This is a genomic window from Pseudomonas sp. GW822-FHT06B12, assembly GCF_058799675.1.
The window spans coordinates 65,935-84,402 of sequence record NZ_JBXALR010000015.1; the positions used below are offsets into that span (position 1 = coordinate 65,935).

Annotated in this window: 14 protein-coding genes; 11 read left to right on the forward strand and 3 right to left on the reverse strand. The window is 59.4% G+C overall.

All coding sequences use genetic code 11. The features are described 5' to 3' along the window. Positions 1–2: 2 nt before the first annotated feature. Positions 3–761 (reverse strand): carbon-nitrogen hydrolase family protein, encoded by a 759-nt coding sequence (locus tag AC1RKH_RS25590; protein ID WP_493061815.1) that lies wholly within the window; start codon positions 759–761, stop codon positions 3–5. A gap of 627 nt (positions 762–1,388) precedes the next feature. Here AC1RKH_RS25590 and AC1RKH_RS25595 point away from each other — a divergent pair. Then, complete coding sequence (locus AC1RKH_RS25595) at positions 1,389–2,480, forward strand: 3-deoxy-7-phosphoheptulonate synthase (RefSeq protein WP_493061814.1); 1,092 nt, start codon at positions 1,389–1,391, stop codon at positions 2,478–2,480. Between the two features lie 91 nt (positions 2,481–2,571). On the opposite strand, the gene AC1RKH_RS25600 is transcribed toward AC1RKH_RS25595, so the two are convergent. After that, positions 2,572–3,696 (reverse strand): hypothetical protein, encoded by a 1,125-nt coding sequence (locus AC1RKH_RS25600; RefSeq protein ID WP_493061813.1) that lies wholly within the window; start codon positions 3,694–3,696, stop codon positions 2,572–2,574. 346 nt (positions 3,697–4,042) lie between these two features. Between AC1RKH_RS25600 and AC1RKH_RS25605 the strand changes: the two genes are divergently transcribed. The 10 genes from AC1RKH_RS25605 to AC1RKH_RS25650 all read left to right on the forward strand — a co-directional run bounded on the left by AC1RKH_RS25605 (position 4,043) and on the right by AC1RKH_RS25650 (position 17,237). Beyond that, positions 4,043–4,924: a lipase family alpha/beta hydrolase gene (locus AC1RKH_RS25605; protein WP_493061812.1), complete on the forward strand. Its 882-nt coding sequence runs from the start codon at positions 4,043–4,045 to the stop codon at positions 4,922–4,924. Between the two features lie 138 nt (positions 4,925–5,062). After that, the gene (locus AC1RKH_RS25610; RefSeq protein WP_493061811.1) at positions 5,063–5,344 is read left to right on the forward strand and encodes a peptidylprolyl isomerase; all 282 of its coding nucleotides are present in this window, start codon (positions 5,063–5,065) and stop codon (positions 5,342–5,344) included. Between the two features lie 137 nt (positions 5,345–5,481). After that, positions 5,482–7,350: an extracellular solute-binding protein gene (locus tag AC1RKH_RS25615; protein ID WP_493061810.1), complete on the forward strand. Its 1,869-nt coding sequence runs from the start codon at positions 5,482–5,484 to the stop codon at positions 7,348–7,350. After that, positions 7,350–8,408: a microcin C ABC transporter permease YejB gene (locus tag AC1RKH_RS25620; RefSeq protein ID WP_493061809.1), complete on the forward strand. Its 1,059-nt coding sequence runs from the start codon at positions 7,350–7,352 to the stop codon at positions 8,406–8,408. Before AC1RKH_RS25615 ends, AC1RKH_RS25620 begins: the two co-directional genes overlap by 1 nt. Further along, on the forward strand, positions 8,408–9,430 hold the full coding sequence (locus tag AC1RKH_RS25625) for an ABC transporter permease (RefSeq protein WP_493061808.1): 1,023 nt from the start codon (positions 8,408–8,410) through the stop codon (positions 9,428–9,430). The genes AC1RKH_RS25620 and AC1RKH_RS25625 overlap by 1 nt, the downstream gene beginning before the upstream one ends. Before the next feature lie 14 nt (positions 9,431–9,444). Beyond that, complete coding sequence (locus tag AC1RKH_RS25630) at positions 9,445–11,025, forward strand: ABC transporter ATP-binding protein (protein ID WP_493061807.1); 1,581 nt, start codon at positions 9,445–9,447, stop codon at positions 11,023–11,025. Positions 11,026–11,170: 145 nt separating this feature from the next. Next, positions 11,171–12,586, forward strand: a complete 1,416-nt coding sequence (locus AC1RKH_RS25635; RefSeq protein WP_493061806.1) for a sigma-54 interaction domain-containing protein — start codon at positions 11,171–11,173, stop codon at positions 12,584–12,586. Positions 12,587–12,901: 315 nt separating this feature from the next. Beyond that, the gene (locus tag AC1RKH_RS25640; protein WP_493061805.1) at positions 12,902–14,293 is read left to right on the forward strand and encodes a GntP family permease; all 1,392 of its coding nucleotides are present in this window, start codon (positions 12,902–12,904) and stop codon (positions 14,291–14,293) included. A gap of 7 nt (positions 14,294–14,300) precedes the next feature. Then, positions 14,301–15,074, forward strand: coding sequence for a 3-hydroxybutyrate dehydrogenase (locus tag AC1RKH_RS25645; protein ID WP_493061804.1), 774 nt, complete (start codon positions 14,301–14,303; stop codon positions 15,072–15,074). Between the two features lie 207 nt (positions 15,075–15,281). Continuing rightward, the gene (locus AC1RKH_RS25650; protein ID WP_493061803.1) at positions 15,282–17,237 is read left to right on the forward strand and encodes an acetoacetate--CoA ligase; all 1,956 of its coding nucleotides are present in this window, start codon (positions 15,282–15,284) and stop codon (positions 17,235–17,237) included. Positions 17,238–17,250: 13 nt separating this feature from the next. Here AC1RKH_RS25650 and AC1RKH_RS25655 read toward each other — a convergent pair whose 3' ends face one another. Continuing rightward, complete coding sequence (locus tag AC1RKH_RS25655; RefSeq protein WP_493061802.1) at positions 17,251–18,369, reverse strand: PilT/PilU family type 4a pilus ATPase; 1,119 nt, start codon at positions 18,367–18,369, stop codon at positions 17,251–17,253. Positions 18,370–18,468 lie beyond the last annotated feature (99 nt).

An 18,468-nucleotide genomic window follows, 5' to 3' on the forward strand; every position in this document is an offset into this window, starting at 1 on the left:
CCTCAAGCACTCACCACCGGCACGACCTCCCCGCCCCACTCACCGGCATTTCGACGGGCGATAACCAGTAAATCCCCAGTTCCCGGGGCTGCAGCTATCAGCGAACCGTCCGACGCCCAGATTGCACTACGCCCTGCCGACTCCCAGCCGCCCGTCACACCGCCATGATTGGCCATCAGCACCGCCATCGAGTGCTCGCGGGCATAACCTTGCAGCAATGCGGTATCCGGAGCATAGCCACCTTCGGTAATCAGCACGCCAACGGCGTAGATATTTGCGCCTTTGCTTGCGGCTTCAGCGGCGTGACTGGCGTGTGAAAAATCCGCGCACACCGCCAGCGCGATCGTATCGTCGCCCATCGTCAGCAGCGAACCGCCCGAACCCGGCGCAAACGCCACCTCCTCGCCTGAATGCAGATGCTGCTTACTGTAGACCCCCAGCGAACCATCGGCAGCCAGTACCAGTGCGCCAATCAATACCGGCGCATCGGCCGACAGACGAATCGGCATTCCGACTACGGCGGTTACACCCAGCTCCTGAGCCAAATCCCGCAGTGGCTGCAAGACAGCTGCATCCGGCGCGATCGCCAGTTCCGCCGCCAACCCGCGCTCATAACCTGTGAGTGACAACTCGGGGAACACCAGGAGTTGCACGCCCTGCTCGGCGGCGACCTGGATGAAGCGTTGGTGCCGAGCAATATTGGCGTGAAGGTCCCCGGCAATCGAGATCGATTGAGCGGCGGCGATAGTCAGTGTCGTCATCTGCGTTTTCCTTGATGAGTGCCCGCGAACAATCCCCAAGTGTGTCACAAAGCTACGCAGTGCTTAAGTCATAGAAACCGGCCACCGAGCCGATAGCATTTTCTGATTGAATCTGCGCACCGGCCTCGAGTAAGCTCGATGCATTCATCGGAGACAGACCATGTTGCATGCCCCTTCACAGCTTCGTATTGCCAGCGCCCCGCGCTCGGTTGCGGCTGCACGGGTAAATGACGTCTGCGCACCGGCAAGCTTTTATTTTGGGTATTGGTTTAGCCACTGGCGCGCCTGATACCCACACGGCGCCCACTACTCAAGGGGTCGCCTACCAGAGAATTCTCAACCCCCGGTCGGCCTCCCGATCGGGGGTTTTGTTTTTTCAGTCCCAAACATTTTTTAGCAACATCACTGACTTCAAGGAATCACGACATGAACTACGCCACCTATTACCGTTACGACAGTTTTTCCGCCTGGCGATTTACCAGCCTCCGCTCGGGACAGCCTGCCGCCTCCGATCGGTCACCCACAGGTGGCATGCACACACTCGAAGCCAACCCGGCCAATTGTCGAACACCCCAGTAGGGCCAAGCGCGCGGGAGCGAACCCGCCGCCAGCCCAGGAAGCCCGAATATGAACTCGTCCATCTCTGCTCTGCCGCTGTCCACCCTGAGCTCTGCCAATGAAGCGCTGACCCAGCGTCTGCCCAGTTCATTGCAACTCAAGCACCAATTGCCACTCACCCACACGCTGACCCAACAGGTCGCTGCCCACCGTGAAGCGGTCCGCGCGATTCTCGACGGTGAAGATTCCCGCCTGCTGGTCGTCGTCGGCCCTTGCTCGATTCACGATCCACAGTCAGCCCTGGAATACGCAGGCAAGCTTGCTCGCCTCGCAGACGACGTCAGCGATGAAATGCTCGTGGTGATGCGCGCCTACATCGAAAAACCTCGCACCACGGTGGGCTGGAAAGGCCTGGCCTACGACCCGCATCTGGATGGCAGCGACGACATGGTCGGCGGCTTGACCCTCTCCCGAGAATTGATGCGTGAAATGCTCCGACTCGGTTTGCCGATTGCCACCGAACTGCTGCAACCCATGGCCGCCAACTACTTCGATGACCTGCTGAGCTGGGTAGCCATCGGCGCGCGCACCACCGAATCACAGATTCACCGGGAAATGGCAAGCGGTCTTGGCATGCCCGTTGGCTTCAAGAACGGCACTGATGGCGGCGTCGGCGTAGCCACCGATGCCATGCGCTCGGCAGCGCATCCGCATCGGCATTTCGGTGTCGACAGCCAGGGGCACCCGGCAATCATTCAGACCCAGGGCAACCCGGATACGCATCTGGTACTGCGCGGAGGTCATCGCGGGCCAAATTTTGATGTTCAGAGCGTTGCTCAAATTCAGAGCGACTTGCAGAAACTGAAGATTGCATCGCGGATCATGGTCGATTGCAGTCACGCCAACAGCGGTAAAGACCCGCTACGCCAGCCGGCCGTGTTCAACGAAGTGCTTGAGCAACGCCTGAGCGGCAATCGCTCGCTGATCGGCATGATGCTTGAAAGCCATCTGTTCGAGGGCTGCCAACCGTTGAGCACGTCGCTGCGCTATGGAGTTTCGGTGACTGACGGCTGCCTGGGCTGGGAGGCGACCGAGCAGTTGTTGCGTAATGCCAGTCAGAAGCTGCGCATGCCTGACCACGAAGCCAAAGTGAACGTCTGAACGCCCCCGCGACACGAGCGTTCTCCACCCAGCCCCTGCACTGCCGCTCCCTATGAGTATCTGGAGCGGCAGCATGCCCCCGGCATTTTGGCTACAGCGGCAGGTCACCTGAACGAACGTAAATATCCAGCACCTCCGACGCCTGACTCACGTCGTCGAGGCGCTCGACGCTATAGCTCACCCGAACAGTAGAGTCTTGATGCTCTCTCCAAAAGCGGTAAGGCACGATGAAGACTATCGCTGAGTCGTCCGAGACCTCGATGTTATCTCGATGGCTGAAGTAAGTGCCGTCGCACTTCAGGTAAACCAGCTCCCCTTGTTCAACACCTGATCCATCGATCACGACAGTGACGCCATCAAGTGCATCTCGCACATCAAGCTCCCCTTCATCAGCCTCCAGCACATTGAGTATCGCGAGCGGTAGCAACTCACGAACACCGATCATTACCTGTGCTTGCTCCGAGTAACGTATTGCCAGGCCAGGATGCTCGACAAAGTAACTGAATGTGACGACTGAACCGAGGTTCGGCGTGATGTAGTGCGGATCAATCCAGAACGAGATATCGCCCCCGACGGCAAATTGTTCAATTCTCAACGAATCACTGAAACCATGACCCGGTATGTTGCCTACCCACGACAAAAACACTGTGTCGCCCACTGCCATTCTGGCGTAGGGGCGAATGCTGACTTTCGTCCCTTCAGCTACCCGCACGGGAGCAAGCCAGCCACCTATGGCGTCATCCACCTGCGCCACAAGCAACTCTTGCCTGACATCTCCCACCTCCAATTGCAGTCGCCGGGACTCAACGGGGCCACTCAGCTCGGCATTGCTCAAGGTGTAATACACCTCAAGTGAGCCGCCATCGAGCGCAGCAATATGCGGTGCTCGAACAACGAAGACGACTTCCTTGCCAACCTGAGCGTTGCTGACAAAACGCTGCGTTTTGTACAAATAAGCGGCGCCATCGGCATCGATGCCACTCCACGACAGCACCAACTTGTCTCCGCAAGCCATGCCCGGGTAGGGTCCGACGTTGAGCACCGCACGGTTTTGGGCTGGGTCGAGAACAGTCTGCTGAAGGGACAGTGCCCCCTCCCCCTCGTGCGCTATCAAAATCGGTTCAGCAAGCTGGCCCGCATTAACGTGCTGCCTATCGGTGCACTCCGGTACAGCCCTTTTAGAAACGCTATCGCCACATACTGCATCAGTACCCATTTGCCCTCTCCTGTCCTTGGAAAAACGCTGCCCGATATTTTGGATGCAGCGTTGAATGGGTCTATTTGAGCCTAAATGTCAGCCTGTTGATGTCAGCCCACTCTCCAATAGCAAAGAGGCCAATGACCTGACTCGGGTAGGACATACACCGGGATTGAGCGTCATTCCCCGCAAAAAGATGTCGAAATGTTCCGAGTAATACCTCGTAAATATCTGATTTTTCCCGCTATTTTTATTCCGTTTTCAACAGTTTATAGCGGCTTTTTCGCACACCGCTCGCTTGTGAGCCTGCATTAGAGTGAGGACGTGAACACCCCCCTCGAACTTACGGAATACAGGTACGCACATGCAACGGAATGCAACCACGCAACACCCTGTCCTGCTGGTCCACGGTCTCTTCGGATTCGAATGCATCGGCAAACTGGAACTCTTCCATGGCGTGAAGCAGGCACTGAGGAACGCTGGCACTCAAGTGTTCATACCCTATCTCTCGGCCACTCACTGCAATGAGGTCCGTGGAGAGCAACTGCTGGCGCAAATCGACCGGGTACTGGCAGGCACCGGCGCGAGCAAAGTCAATCTGATCGGCCATAGCCAAGGCGCACTGGCCGCCCGTTATGCCGCAGCGATAGCGCCCCGGAATGTCGCTTCAGTAACCTCCGTCAGCGGGCCGAACCATGGCTCCGAGCTCGCCGACTGTTTACGCAAGGCGCTGACCCCGGGACACCTGCCAGAACACGTCGCGGTGGCGGTCTCGACGTTGTTCGTCGAGCTCCTGACGTTTATCAGTGGCAACCCGAAAATCCCGCAGAACGCCGTCGCCGCGCTCAGCGCTTTAACGACTGAAGGTGTTGCGGCGTTCAATGCCAAATACCCTCAAGGCCTGCCGAAAACCTGGGGTGGCAACGGCGAAGAACAGGTCAACGGCGTTCGTTATTACTCCTGGAGTGGCACGTTGCAGGGCAGTTTGCTGGATGAAGGATTGCATGCACTCGATCCACTGCACGCTTTTTGCCGAGGGTTTTCCAGATTTTTCACTCACGAGACTGAGCAAAACGACGGAATGGTCGGCCGCTTCAGCTCGCATCTGGGCACCGTCCTGCGTTCCGACTACCCGATGGATCACCTGGACGCGATCAATCGAACAGCAGGCCTGATACGCAAAGGCATCGACCCTGTCGAGCTGTATCTGCAGCATGCCGAACGCTTGAAAAGCGTTGGTCTTTAACCTGCCGAGCCGATTTTTTTCGACCGACGGCAAGATGCGGCGAAAGCAGGCTACAGATTGACGGAACTTTGACGAGAAATAGACTACTGAATCCGGTAGGCTCAACACTTTATTGAACGTAGAACGGAGTATTTTCTCATGGCTAAAGCCACTGCCCGCCACATCCTGGTTGCCACCGAATCCAAGTGCAACGAACTGAAAGCCCAAATCGAAGCCGGCGCTGACTTCGCTGCCATTGCCAAAGCCAACTCCACTTGCCCGTCGAGCCGTGACGGCGGCAACCTCGGTTCGTTCGGTCCAGGCCAGATGGTCAAGGAATTCGACACCGTGGTATTCAGTGCACCGATCAATACCGTGCAAGGCCCGGTCAAGACCCAGTTCGGTTACCACCTGCTGGAAGTGACCAGCCGCCAGGACTGATCAATCCGCGATTTGCTCAAACAACGGCCCGCCTTCTGGTGGGCCGTTGCGTTTGTATCGAATGATTATGGCTGGCGAGTCACGCGCCGCTAGCGTACAAATTGTGCTTATCGATCACCCGGCTCTTAAGGCTGACAATGCGACTGGCTTTCCCCTCATTGATCTTCACGGCCCTGGCCTTGCTGTTGAGCAGCGCAGGTGTGAATGCTGCTCCACAACACGCCTTGACCGTGTATGGCGAACCGGCCAAATACCCTGCCGGCTTCAGTCACTTTGCCTACACCAACCTGCAAGCACCCAAGGGCGGCAGCATGCGCCGCTCGGCGATTGAAATCGGCCGCTTCGACCACGTACTGCCGTACATCGACAAAGGCATTGGGGTTACTCAGCTCGACGGGATGATCTACTCGCCGCTGGCCCAGCGCTCGCTGGATGAGCCCTACACCGTATACGGGCTGGTGGCAGAGAAAATGGAGCGCGCCGACGATGGCCTGTGGCTGCGTTTCTACCTGAACCCCAAGGCTCGCTTCGCCGATGGCACGCCCATCACCGCCGAAGACGTACGCTACACCTACGATCTGCTGATGACCCAGGGCAGCCTGCGCTATCGCACCCAATTCGCCGACGTCAAAGGCGTCGAAGTCGAGTCGCCGCGCACCATTCGCTTTGACTTCAAGACCAACGAAAACCGCACCCTGGCGCTGGACATCGCGACCTTGCCGGTGTTTCCCGAGCACTGGTGGAAAACCCGCGACTTCGCCAATGGCGGCGGTTATGAAGCACCGCTGGGCAGCGGCCCGTACCGCGTCGGCAAGGTTGATTCGGGGCGCAGCATTACCTTCGAGCGCAACGCCGACTGGTGGGGCAAGGACTTGCCCGTCAGCCGTGGCCTGTACAACTTCGACCATTTCAGCATCGAGTACTTCGGCGACACCGACGTCGCTCGTCAGGTCTTGCGCGGCGGCGCCTATGACTACAACCGCGAGTTCTCGGCCACCGCTTATTCCATCGGTTACGAAGGACCCGCGTTGAGCGACGGCCGCCTGCAAAAAGCTCATCTGGCCAAAGAGGCACCACAACCTTCCCAGGGTTTTGTGTTCAATCTGCAAAAACCGATGTTCCAGGACCGCCGCGTCCGTCAGGCACTGGCAATGCTCTGGGATTTCGAGTGGAGTAACCGGCAGATGATGCGCGATATGTACATCCGCCAGCAGAGCTTCTTTTCCAACACCACTCTGGCGGCCAGGCAACTGCCCGATGCCGGCGAACTGGCGATTCTTGAACCCTTGCGCGGGAAAATTCCGGACGAGGTCTTTACCCAGGTCTTCGAAGCACCGAAGACCGACGGCAGCGGCCTGATCCGCGACAAGCAATTACAGGCACTGGCGCTGCTCGAACAAGCCGGCTGGAAACCCGATGGCGATCGATTGGTCAACGCCGAAGGTGAGCCACTGGCGTTTACCTTCCTGATCAGCCAGAACGGCATGGACCGTCTGCTACTGCCGTACAAGCGCACGCTGGCGCAGATCGGCATCAGCCTGGACATCCGCCGGATCGACTCGTCGCAGTATGTAAACCGCTTGATGAGTCGCGACTACGACATGATCGTCACCGGCTACCCGGTGACCACGTCGCCAGGGACCGAGCTGTACAACTACTTCGGCTCGGCCGCCGCCACCGACCCCGGCGCCAACAATTACATGGCGCTGAAAAATCCGGCCGTCGACACGCTGATTACCGGCCTGGTCAAAGCCACCACCCAGGTCGACATGCTGCGCTATGCCCACGCACTCGACCGGGTGCTGCAATGGAACTACTACTGGATTCCCAACTATTACCCGCCAGGCTCCTCGACGGTGTGGTGGAACCGCTTCGGCATTCCGGCGGTACAAGCGAGCAATGACGAAGCCATCGAGAGCTGGTGGGAAATGAGTACAACGCCGCTGACCAACGAACAGATGGCCGCCGAACGCATCAGCCGTGGCAGACCCGGAGGGCCGCATTGATGCTGGCTTATATATTTCGACGTTTGCTGCTGATCATTCCGACGCTGGTGATCATTCTGCTGGTCAACTTCGTGATCGTGCAGGCCGCGCCGGGTGGCCCGGTCGAGCAGGCCATCGCTCACCTGCAAGGCATCGGCGGCCCAGCCATCGGGGCTTCCGGTGACGCCGTCAGCCACGGCTCGCGGGCCAGTCGGGGGCTTGATCCACAACTGATCAAGGACATCGAAAAACAGTACGGCTTCGACAAGCCGGCACCGGAACGCCTGTGGCTGATGATCACCAGCTATGCCCGACTGGACTTCGGCAAGAGCTTCTTTCGCGGCGCCACGGTCACCGACCTGATCCTCGAAAAAATGCCGGTGACCATCTCCCTTGGGCTCTGGGCGACACTGATCACTTACCTGGTGTCGATCCCGCTGGGGATTCGCAAGGCCGTGCATCACGGTAGCCATTTCGATATCTGGAGCAGCACTGCGATCATCATCGGTTACGCGATGCCGGCGTTTCTGTTTGCGATGTTTCTGATCGTGGTGTTTGCCGGTGGTACGTCGTTGAACTGGTTTCCGGTACGCGGACTGGTCTCGGAGAATTTCGAACAGTTGTCGACACTGGGCAAAGTCACCGATTACTTCTGGCACCTGGTGCTGCCGGTGACTGCGCTGGTGGTTGGCGGTTTCGCTACCTTGACCATCCTGACCAAGAACTCCTTCCTCAACGAGATCACCCGCCAATACGTGGTCACCGCCCGCGCCAAAGGTCTGAGCGAGCGCCGAGTACTGTATGGCCACGTGTTTCGCAATGCGATGTTGCTGGTGGTTTCGGGCATTCCGCAGGCGTTTATCAGCGTATTTTTCGCCGGTTCCCTGTTGATCGAGGTGATCTTTTCCCTCGATGGCCTGGGGCGGATGAGTTACGAAGCGGCGGTGTCCCGGGACTATCCGGTGGTGTTCGGTTCACTGTTCATCTTCACCCTGTTCGGCCTGCTGATAAAACTCATCGGTGACCTCTGCTACACCCTGGTCGACCCGCGTATCGACTTCGCCGCGAGGAACGCCTGATGCTCAATCTCTCGCCCCTGTCGCGTCGACGCCTGGAACGCTTCAAGAAAAACCGCCGTGGCTGGTGGTCGTTGTGGCTGTTTATCGGCCTGTTCATCCTGACCCTTGGCGGCGAACTGATCGCCAACGATAAACCGCTGGTGCTCAGCTATCAGGGCTCGTTGTATTTCCCGGCGTTCAAGCGCTACACCGAGCTGGAGTTCGGCGGCCAACTGCCGTTCCAGGCCGATTACCGCAGTGACTACGTGCAGAAGCTGATCCACAAGGACGGCGGCTGGATGTTGTTCCCGCCGATCCCGTTCAGCGACGACACGCCGAACTACGACCTCAATCAGCCCGCGCCGAGCCCGCCGTCAAAGGTCAACTGGCTGGGCACCGATGATCAGGCACGCGATGTGTTGGCGCGGGTGATCTTCGGCGCCCGTGTATCGATTTTGTTTGCGCTGGCGCTGACCTTCATCAGCGCACTGATCGGCATCGCCGCCGGCGCCTTGCAGGGTTACTACGGCGGTTGGGTCGACTTGTTTGGTCAGCGCTTGCTGGAGGTCTGGTCGGGGCTGCCGGTGCTTTACCTGCTAATCATCCTTTCAGGTTTCGTCGAGCCGAATTTCTGGTGGCTGCTGGGGATCATGGCGCTGTTTTCCTGGCTGGCACTGGTGGACGTGGTGCGCGCCGAGTTCCTTCGCGGGCGCAATCTGGAGTACGTCAAAGCGGCACGTGCATTGGGCCTGACCGACCGTAAAGTGATCGTGCGGCACATTCTGCCAAACGCGATGAACGCGACCTTGAGTTACCTGCCGTTCATTCTCACCGGGGCGATCTCGACCCTCACCGCCCTCGACTTCCTCGGCTTCGGCATGCCCGCCGGCAGCGCCTCGCTGGGCGAGTTGATCGGTCAGGGCAAACAGAATCTGCAAGCGCCGTGGCTCGGGTTGACGGCGTTTTTCACCCTGGCGCTGATTCTTTCTTTACTGGTGTTTATCGGTGAAGCATTGCGTGACGCGTTTGATCCTCGATCTTGAAGCGGACTGTTGAAATGAGTGACAACCTGATCGAAATCCGTGACCTCAACGTGGCCTTCAGTGGCCAAGCCGCGGTGCGCAACCTGTGCCTGGACATCCGCCCCGGCGAGTGCCTGGCGCTGGTTGGCGAATCCGGCTCGGGCAAATCGGTGACCGCCCATTCGATTCTGCAACTGTTACCCGATGGCGGCACCGAAACCCGGGGCAGTATTCGCTATCGTGGCCAGGAACTGATCGGCGCGGACGTCGCGACCCTGCGAACATTACGCGGTAATCGCATCGCGATGATTTTCCAGGAGCCGATGACCTCCCTCAACCCTTTGCACAGCGTCGAAAAGCAGATTGGCGAAACCCTGCTGGTACACAAAGGACTGGGCGGCAAGGCGGCGCAAAAGCGCACCCTTGAGCTGCTCGAACTGGTAGGTATTCAGAAGCCCAAAGAACGCCTCAAGGCCTACCCGCACCAGCTCTCCGGCGGCCAGCGGCAACGGGTGATGATCGCCATGGCATTGGCTTGCGAACCCGAGTTGCTGATCGCTGACGAACCGACCACCGCGTTGGACGTGACGGTGCAGCGCAAGATCCTGCTGCTGCTCAAATCACTGCAACAACGCTTGGGCATGTCACTGCTGCTGATCAGCCACGACCTCAATCTGGTACGCAGCATCGCCCAGCGTGTCTGCGTGATGCGCGGCGGCGAGATCGTCGAGCAAGCCGAGTGCGAGCATCTCTTCAATCAACCGCAACATCCCTACAGTCGTCTGTTGCTGAATGCCGAGCCGGAAGGTGAAGCCCTGCCTCGCGACGAGCGCGAGGCGGTACTGGAAGTCGACGACCTCAGCGTGCGTTTTCCGTTGAGCGGTGGGTTGTTCCAGCGCAAGACCTGGTTGCGTGCGGTCGACGGCATCAGCCTCAGCATTCAACGCGGCAAGACGCTGGGCATCGTCGGCGAATCCGGTTCCGGCAAGTCCACGCTCGGTCAGGCGATCCTGCGGCTGCTCGACTCCGAAGGCAGCATCCGTTTTCAGGGCGAGTCGCTCGACAGCCTGAACCAGAAGCAGTTGCGGCCATGGCGCAAGCAGATGCAGGTGGTGTTCCAGGACCCGTTTGGCAGCCTCAGCCCGCGGATGTCGGTGGCGCAGATCATCAGCGAAGGGCTGGAAGTCCACAGCCAATCGAGTGCTGCCGAGTGCGAAGCGCAGGTCATCCAGGTGCTGAAAGAGGTCGGCCTTGACCCGCAAAGCCGCCACCGTTATCCGCATGAGTTCTCCGGCGGCCAGCGCCAACGGATCGCCATCGCCCGCGCCCTGGTGCTGAAACCGGCGCTGATCCTGCTCGACGAACCGACCTCGGCGCTTGATCGAACAGTGCAAAAACAGGTGGTCGCCCTGCTCCGCCAGCTTCAGGAAAAACACGGCCTGACCTACCTGTTCATCAGCCATGACCTGGCCGTGGTTCGCGCCCTGGCCCATGACATGATCGTGATCAAGGACGGTAAAGTCGTGGAGCGCGGCGCCAGCCATGAAGTGTTCGACGCGCCGCAGCACCCCTATACCAAAGAGCTGTTGGCCGCAGCGCATCCGGGCTGGGTATGATCACGCACATGTCGTTGGACCGCGTCGCGTCCATCGCGAGCAAGCTCGCTCCCACATAGGATATGCGGCGTTAACAAGACCCTGTGGGAGCGAGCTTGCTCGCGATGGGGCCTGCACAGGCAATACATATTCTGGATATGAAACGATGAACACCACCGAAAGCCTCAAGGACTACCAGCGCGTGCGCATGTTGGCGATCCGCTCGTTGTTCGAGATCATCGAGCAGTCCAGCGAAGGCACGGTGATCGTCGACCGCGATGCGAACATCGTCTGGATGAATGAGCGCTATGCCCGGCGCTTCGGTCTGGAATCAGCCGAAGTGGCGATCGGTAGACCCTGCGAAAGCGTGATTCCCGGCAGCTTGTTGCGCGAGGTGGTGCGTACCGGCCGGCCCATTCTGCTGGACATGCAGGACACGCCCAAAGAGCCACTGGTGGTGATGCGCCTGCCGATTCACGACGACGCCGGCGCGGTGATCGGTGCCATCGGGTTCGCGTTGTTCGATGAGTTGCGCAGCCTGTCGCCAATGCTCAAGCGCTACCTGAGCATGCAGGAAGAGCTTGCTTCCACGCGTTCGCTGCTGCGCGCCCGGCAAGCCAAATACACCTTCGCCCACTTCATTGGCACCAGCGCCGCCAGCCTGGAAGTCAAACGCCGCGCCCGGCGTAGCGCCAGCACCGAGTCGCCGGTATTGCTACTGGGTGAAACCGGCACTGGCAAAGAATTGCTGGCCCAGGCGATTCACGGTGCCTCGCCAAGGGCGCACAAAGCCTTTGTCAGTATCAACAGCGCGGCGATCCCCGAAGCGCTGCTCGAAGCCGAGTTTTTCGGCACAGCGCCCGGCGCCTTCACCGGCGCGGATCGCAAGGGTCGCTCCGGCAAGTTGCAGATCGCCCAGGGCGGGACCCTGTTCCTCGACGAAATCGGCGACATGCCGCTGCCGTTGCAAAGCAAACTGCTGCGGGTACTGCAGGAGAAAGAGTTCGAACCGGTCGGCTCCAACGAAGTGATCCAGAGCGATGTGCGGGTGATCGCTGCGACCTCCACCGACCTCGAAGCGGCGATCAAGCGCGGCGAATTTCGTGCCGACCTGTATTACCGCCTCAACGTGTTGCCGATTCAGGTGCCGCCCCTGCGCGAACGCCTCGACGACCTGCCGGCCCTGAGTGAAGCAATTCTCGAAGAGCTGCGCAGTCAGCATGAACTCGACAGCCAGGCCCTGGAATTACTCGGCCAACACGCCTGGCCAGGGAACATTCGCGAACTGCGCAACGTGCTGGAGCGGGCCGCGCTGCTCAGCGATGATCTGATCCTGAACGCCACCGAAATTCGCGCGGCAATTGGCAGTTTCGTGCCTGTGCAACGCTCCGCTCCCTTGGTCATGGAAACCATTGTCAATGAGACTTTCAGTGCTGCACGCGAACGGTTCGACCGACAGTTGATTGAAAGCACACTCGCACACTGTGGCGGCAAGGTTATCGAAGCTGCGGCGCGGCTGGGGCTTGGGCGTTCGACGCTGTACAAGAAGATGGTGGCGTTGGGGATTGCCGAGTCTCAATAGAGAGATATTGATCTCCATATATGGACATTCCGTAAAACCGCATCGCGGCCATCGCGAGCAAGCTCGCTCCCACACTGAATCGCAATAGCCCCATATTTCCGGGTCAATCCTGATCAAATGTGGGAGCGAGCTTGCTCGCGATAGGGCCATCCCTGTCACTAAAAGTCTCCAATTTGAGACAAATTATTTTCTGCCTACTGTAAAAATAAGAAATATTCATATATTTCAACAAGTTGCTTGAATGGCACGAAACTCGCTAACGCCCTCCCCTACATAAGATCCACCCCAAAAAAATAACAATCCAGGAGACACACCATGAGTGTGATCATTGCCTTGGCAGCCCTCGCGCTGCTGATGCTGGCTGCTTACCGTGGCTACAGCGTCATTCTCTTCGCTCCGATTGCCGCCCTTGGCGCGGTCCTGCTCACTGACCCTTCTGCCGTTGCTCCCGCCTTTACCGGCGTGTTCATGGAGAAGATGGTCGGCTTCATCAAACTGTATTTCCCGGTGTTCCTGCTCGGTGCGGTGTTCGGCAAGCTGATCGAGTTGTCGGGGTTTTCGCGCTCGATCGTCGCCGCAGCGATTCGCCTGCTTGGCACTCGTCAGGCGATGCTGGTGATCGTGCTGGTCTGCGCGCTGCTCACCTACGGCGGCGTGTCGTTGTTCGTCGTGGTATTCGCGGTATATCCGTTTGCGGCGGAGATGTTCCGTCAGAGCAATATCCCGAAACGGCTGATCCCGGCGACCATCGCCCTCGGCGCGTTTTCCTTCACCATGGACGCCCTGCCCGGCACTCCGCAAATTCAGAACATCATCCCCAGCACCTTCTTCAATACCACGGCCTGGGCCGCGCCCTGGCTGGGTTTGATCGGCGCGATTTTCGTGTTCTGTGCCGGTATGCTGTTCCTCCAGCGCCAGCGCAACAAGGCCCAGCTCAGCGGTGAAGGCTATGGCACAGAACTGCGCAACGAGCCGGAAACCGCTGAAGACGTGAAGCTGCCGAACCCGTGGATCGCGCTCTCGCCGCTGTTGCTGGTGGGCATCATGAACCTGCTGTTCACCCACTGGATTCCGCTGTGGTACGGCAAGACCCACAGCCTCAGCCTGCCGGGCATGACCGCGCCGGTGACCACCGAAATCGCCAAGCTCACTGCGATCTGGGCGGTCCAGGCCGCGTTGCTGGTCGGCATCATCATGGTCCTGGTATTCGGCTTCCAGGCGATCCGCGGCAAGCTCGCCGAGGGCAGCAGAAGCGCGGTCAGCGGTGCCTTGCTGGCGGCCATGAACACGGCGTCGGAATACGGTTTTGGCGCGGTCATCGCCTCCTTGCCCGGCTTCCTGGTACTGGCCGACTGGCTGAAAAGCATCCCTGATCCGCTGGTCAATGAAGCGATCACCGTGACCCTGCTGGCCGGCATCACCGGCTCGGCCTCGGGCGGCATGAGCATCGCCCTGGCGGCGATGGCCAATGACTTCATTGCAGCGGCCCATGCGGCGAACATTCCGCTGGAAGTGCTACACCGGGTCGCCGCCATGGCCAGTGGCGGCATGGACACCCTGCCGCACAACGGCGCGGTCATTACCTTGCTCGCGGTGACGGGCTTGACCCACCGCGAAGCCTATAAAGACATTTTCTGTATTACGCTGATCAAGACCCTGGCGGTCTTCGTAGTCATCGGTACTTTCTACGCCACCGGCATTGTGTGAGGCATTCATGACAACTCTTACAGGCAAAACCGCACTGGTCACCGGCTCCACCAGCGGCATCGGTCTGGGCATCGCACTGAGTCTGGCCAAGGCCGGCGCCAACCTGATCCTCAATGGTTTCGGCGATGCCTCCAAGGTCATCACACAGGTGCAACAGTTCGGCGGCAAGGTCGGCCATCACCCGGCCGACGTCAGCGACCCCACGCAAATTGCCGAGATGCTCGCCTACGCCGAACGTGAGTTCGGCGGCGTCGATATTCTGGTGAACAACGCTGGCATCCAGCACGTGTCTGCGGTGGAAGACTTTCCCGTGGAGCGCTGGGATTCGATCATTGCGATCAATCTGTCGTCGGTGTTCCACAGCACCCGTCTCAGCCTGCCAGGCATGCGCACCAAGGGTTGGGGCCGAATCGTCAACATCGCCTCGGTGCACGGCCAGGTCGGTTCGGTGGGTAAGGCAGCTTATGTCGCGGCCAAGCACGGGGTGATCGGCCTGACCAAAGTGGTCGGCCTGGAAACCGCCACCAGCAACGTCACCTGCAACGCCATCTGCCCGGGCTGGGTACTGACGCCGCTGGTGCAGAAACAGATAGACGACCGCGCCGCCGCAGGCGTTGACCCACAGCAGGCGCAACATGATCTGCTGGCCGAGAAGCAACCGTCGCTGGAATTTGTGACCCCTTCACAACTGGGCGAACTGGTGCTGTTCCTGTGCAGTGAAGCCGGCAGCCAGGTGCGTGGCGCGGCGTGGAATATTGATGGTGGGTGGCTGGCGCAGTAAATCGGCAAGGGTAGACCGGATCCCCGTAGCAGCTGGCGTAGCCTGCGTTCGAGCGCGAAGCGGTCGCAGTCAGGACCAGATTCATTCTGAGAGACTGTACGCGCTGAATTACGACTGCTGCGCAGCCGAACGCAGGCTACGCCAGCTGCTACGGGATCGCATACTCAGCGATCCCAAGGTTGAATCAAGAATAACAAGAGGCTAACCATGTCCAATATCCTCTGGCAACCCAGCGCCGAGCGCATCGGCAAAACCCGCATGGATGCCTTCCGGCGCTTCAGCAATCAACGGCACAACCTTGCACTCGCGGACTACCCCGCTCTGCATCAATGGAGCATCGATCAGCGCGAAGATTTCTGGCAGGCCATCGTCGACTTTTTCGAGATCACCTTTCACCAGCCACCGAGCACGGTGCTGCGTGAAGGCCCGCAGATGCCCAGCGCCGAGTGGTTTCCCGACGCGACCCTGAATTTTGCCGAACACCTGCTGCGTCGTCGCGATGATGCAACTGCGGTAATTGCCATCGCCGAGAATGGTCAGCGCGAAAGCTTGAGCTACTTTGAGCTGGCCGAGCACGTCGCCGGTCTGCAAAAAAGCCTGAGAGCCGCAGGCGTCGGCCTGGGTGATCGAGTCGCGGCGTGCATGCCGAACACCTGGCAGACCCTGGTGGGCATGCTCGCCACCACCAGCCTGGGCGCGATCTGGTCATGTTCGTCACCCGATTTCGGCACACACGGGGTGGTTGACCGCTTCGGTCAGATCGAGCCGAAAGTGCTGATCACCTGCGCAGGCTATCGCTACGCTGGCAAAGAGATCGACCAGACCACCAAGGTCAACGAGATTCTTGAGCGCCTGCCATCGCTGCAGCAACTGATCATCGTCCCATACGCCCGACCACAAGCCCGTATTGAAGACTACAAAACTCAAGCCAGGGTCGCATTGTGGGACAGTTTTTACGGTCCAGGCGGCGAGCCCGAGTTCGTCGCGGTGCCCTTCGCTCATCCGCTGTACATTCTCTACTCCAGCGGCACGACCGGCGTACCGAAATGCATCATCCACAGCGTCGGCGGTGTGCTGCTGCAACACGTCAAGGAACATGGTTTGCACGTCGACCTCGGGCCTGACGACCGACTGTTCTACTACACCACCTGTGGCTGGATGATGTGGAACTGGCTGGTCTCGGCATTGGCGGTCGGCAGCAGCGTGGTGCTGTACGACGGCTCGCCTTTCCATCCCGGTCCGCAACGCTTGATCGACCTGATCGACAGTGAAGCCATCAGCGTCTTCGGCACCAGCCCCAAGTACCTCGCGACCCTGGAAAGCAATGACATCCAGCCACGCCTCAGCCATGACCTGGGCAGCCTGAAAGCCCTGCTCTCGACCGGCTCGGCACTCTCGCCGCAAAGCTACGACTATGTTTACCGCGAGATCAAAAACGAACTGTGCCTGTCGTCGATGTCCGGCGGCACCGATATCGTTTCCTGCTTCATCGCCGGCAATCCGGTCCTGCCGGTCCGCCGTGGCGAGATGCAGTGCAAGGGCCTGGGCATGGCCGTTGAAGTCTGGAATGAGTCCGGCCAACCCGTCATCGGTGAAAAAGGCGAACTGGTTTGCACCCGGCATTTTCCGGCGATACCGATCGGCCTGTGGAATGACCCGCAGCAGGAAAAACTCCGCGCATCGTATTTCAGCCAGTTCCCGGGTGTCTGGGCTCAGGGCGACTACGCCGAACAACGGCCCAACGGCAGCTGGCTGATCCACGGGCGCTCTGACGCGGTACTCAACCCCGGCGGCGTGCGCATCGGTACGGCGGAAATCTACCGTCAGGTGGAAAAGGTCCATCAGGTACTGGACTCGGTCGCCATCGGCCAACAATGGCAGGAGGACGTGCGGGTAGTGTTGTTCGTGCGCCTGCGTGACGGCGTGACGCTGGACGACAACCTTGAGCAGGAGATTCGCCAGGTCATCCGCGCCAACACCACGCCTCGGCATGTGCCGGCGAAGATTGTTGCGGTGACGGATATACCGCGAACCATCAGCGGCAAGGTAGTTGAGCTGGCGGTGAGGAATGTGGTGCATGGGCAGAAAGTGAAAAACACCGATGCGCTGGCCAATCCTGAAGCGCTGGAGCAGTTTCGGGATCGGCCGGAGCTGAAGACTTAGGGCGCGCGCAGAGTCAGTCCATCAGCCCCCATTCACCCGTTTCGGTGGATGGGGGCTCGGCATTCGGCACACCGTCCACGTGCAACTTCAGGCGCAAGCGCAGGTTGTTTGGCGAGTCAGCATTCTTCAATGCTTCCTCTTCCTCAATGACCCCCTCCACCACCAGCTCGAACAACGCGCCATCAAAGGTCTGCATGCCGAGGTTCACGGACTTCTCCATGATGCCCTTGAGTTCACCCAACTCGTTGCGCCGGATCAAATCGCCAATAGTCGGCGTCCCCAGCATCACCTCCACCGCCGCCCGACGCTGGCCATCGAGGGTGTGCACCAGACGTTGGGAAACGAAGGCCTTGAGGTTGTTGCCCAGATCGTTGAGCAACTGCCCGCGGCGTTCTTCAGGGAAAAAGTTGATGATCCGGTCCAGCGCCTGATTGGCGTTGTGGGCGTGCAAGGTGGAGAGCACCAGGTGCCCGGTGTCGGCAAAGGCCAACGCATGCTCCATGGTTTCGCGGTCGCGGATTTCGCCGATCAGCACCACATCCGGGGCCTGGCGCAGGGTGTTCTTCAAGGCGGCGTGGAAGCTGCGTGTATCCACGCCTACCTCGCGCTGATTGATGATCGATTTCTGATGGCGATGGATATATTCCACCGGGTCTTCGATGGTGATGATGTGGCCGCTGCTGTGGCGATTACGGTAATCGATCAACGCTGCCAGCGAGGTCGACTTACCCGAATCCGTGGCGCCGACGAACAACATCAATCCCTGCTTGAGCATCACCGTCTCAAGCAGCACGGCAGGCAGATTGAGGTCTTCAAAGCGTGGGATATCGAGTTTGATGTTGCGTGCGACGATCGACACGTCGTTACGCTGTTTGAAAATGTTGACTCGAAAGCGCCCGACCCCGACCAGAGAAACCGCCAGATTCATTTCCAGCTCGCGGTCGAACTCCGCGCGCTGCTCGGCGTCCATAATGGTCTCGGCAATCCCGGCGATCTCGCCAGACTTGAAGGCTTCGCTGGCCAGCGCTCTGAGCACACCATTAAATCGCCCGGTGGGCGGTGCTCCGGTCGACAGGTAAAGATCGGAGCCATCCTGGCTGGCCAGCATTCTTAGCAGCGAGTGAATTTCCATGGCAAAAAATATCCATTGAGCCTTCCATTGAACGAAAATCGCCAGGGCACGCCACTTTTCACGCGTCCGAGCGTCTACTCCTCCGAAGAATAGTTGATG

Coding starts and splice junctions, on each gene's coding strand:
- AC1RKH_RS25590 (WP_493061815.1), bottom strand. CDS start 761: ATGACGACACTGACTATCGCCGCCGCTCAATCGATCTCGATTGCCGGG.
- AC1RKH_RS25595 (WP_493061814.1), top strand. CDS start 1,389: ATGAACTCGTCCATCTCTGCTCTGCCGCTGTCCACCCTGAGCTCTGCC.
- AC1RKH_RS25600 (WP_493061813.1), bottom strand. CDS start 3,696: ATGGGTACTGATGCAGTATGTGGCGATAGCGTTTCTAAAAGGGCTGTA.
- AC1RKH_RS25605 (WP_493061812.1), top strand. CDS start 4,043: ATGCAACGGAATGCAACCACGCAACACCCTGTCCTGCTGGTCCACGGT.
- AC1RKH_RS25610 (WP_493061811.1), top strand. CDS start 5,063: ATGGCTAAAGCCACTGCCCGCCACATCCTGGTTGCCACCGAATCCAAG.
- AC1RKH_RS25615 (WP_493061810.1), top strand. CDS start 5,482: ATGCGACTGGCTTTCCCCTCATTGATCTTCACGGCCCTGGCCTTGCTG.
- AC1RKH_RS25620 (WP_493061809.1), top strand. CDS start 7,350: ATGCTGGCTTATATATTTCGACGTTTGCTGCTGATCATTCCGACGCTG.
- AC1RKH_RS25625 (WP_493061808.1), top strand. CDS start 8,408: ATGCTCAATCTCTCGCCCCTGTCGCGTCGACGCCTGGAACGCTTCAAG.
- AC1RKH_RS25630 (WP_493061807.1), top strand. CDS start 9,445: ATGAGTGACAACCTGATCGAAATCCGTGACCTCAACGTGGCCTTCAGT.
- AC1RKH_RS25635 (WP_493061806.1), top strand. CDS start 11,171: ATGAACACCACCGAAAGCCTCAAGGACTACCAGCGCGTGCGCATGTTG.
- AC1RKH_RS25640 (WP_493061805.1), top strand. CDS start 12,902: ATGAGTGTGATCATTGCCTTGGCAGCCCTCGCGCTGCTGATGCTGGCT.
- AC1RKH_RS25645 (WP_493061804.1), top strand. CDS start 14,301: ATGACAACTCTTACAGGCAAAACCGCACTGGTCACCGGCTCCACCAGC.
- AC1RKH_RS25650 (WP_493061803.1), top strand. CDS start 15,282: ATGTCCAATATCCTCTGGCAACCCAGCGCCGAGCGCATCGGCAAAACC.
- AC1RKH_RS25655 (WP_493061802.1), bottom strand. CDS start 18,369: ATGGAAATTCACTCGCTGCTAAGAATGCTGGCCAGCCAGGATGGCTCC.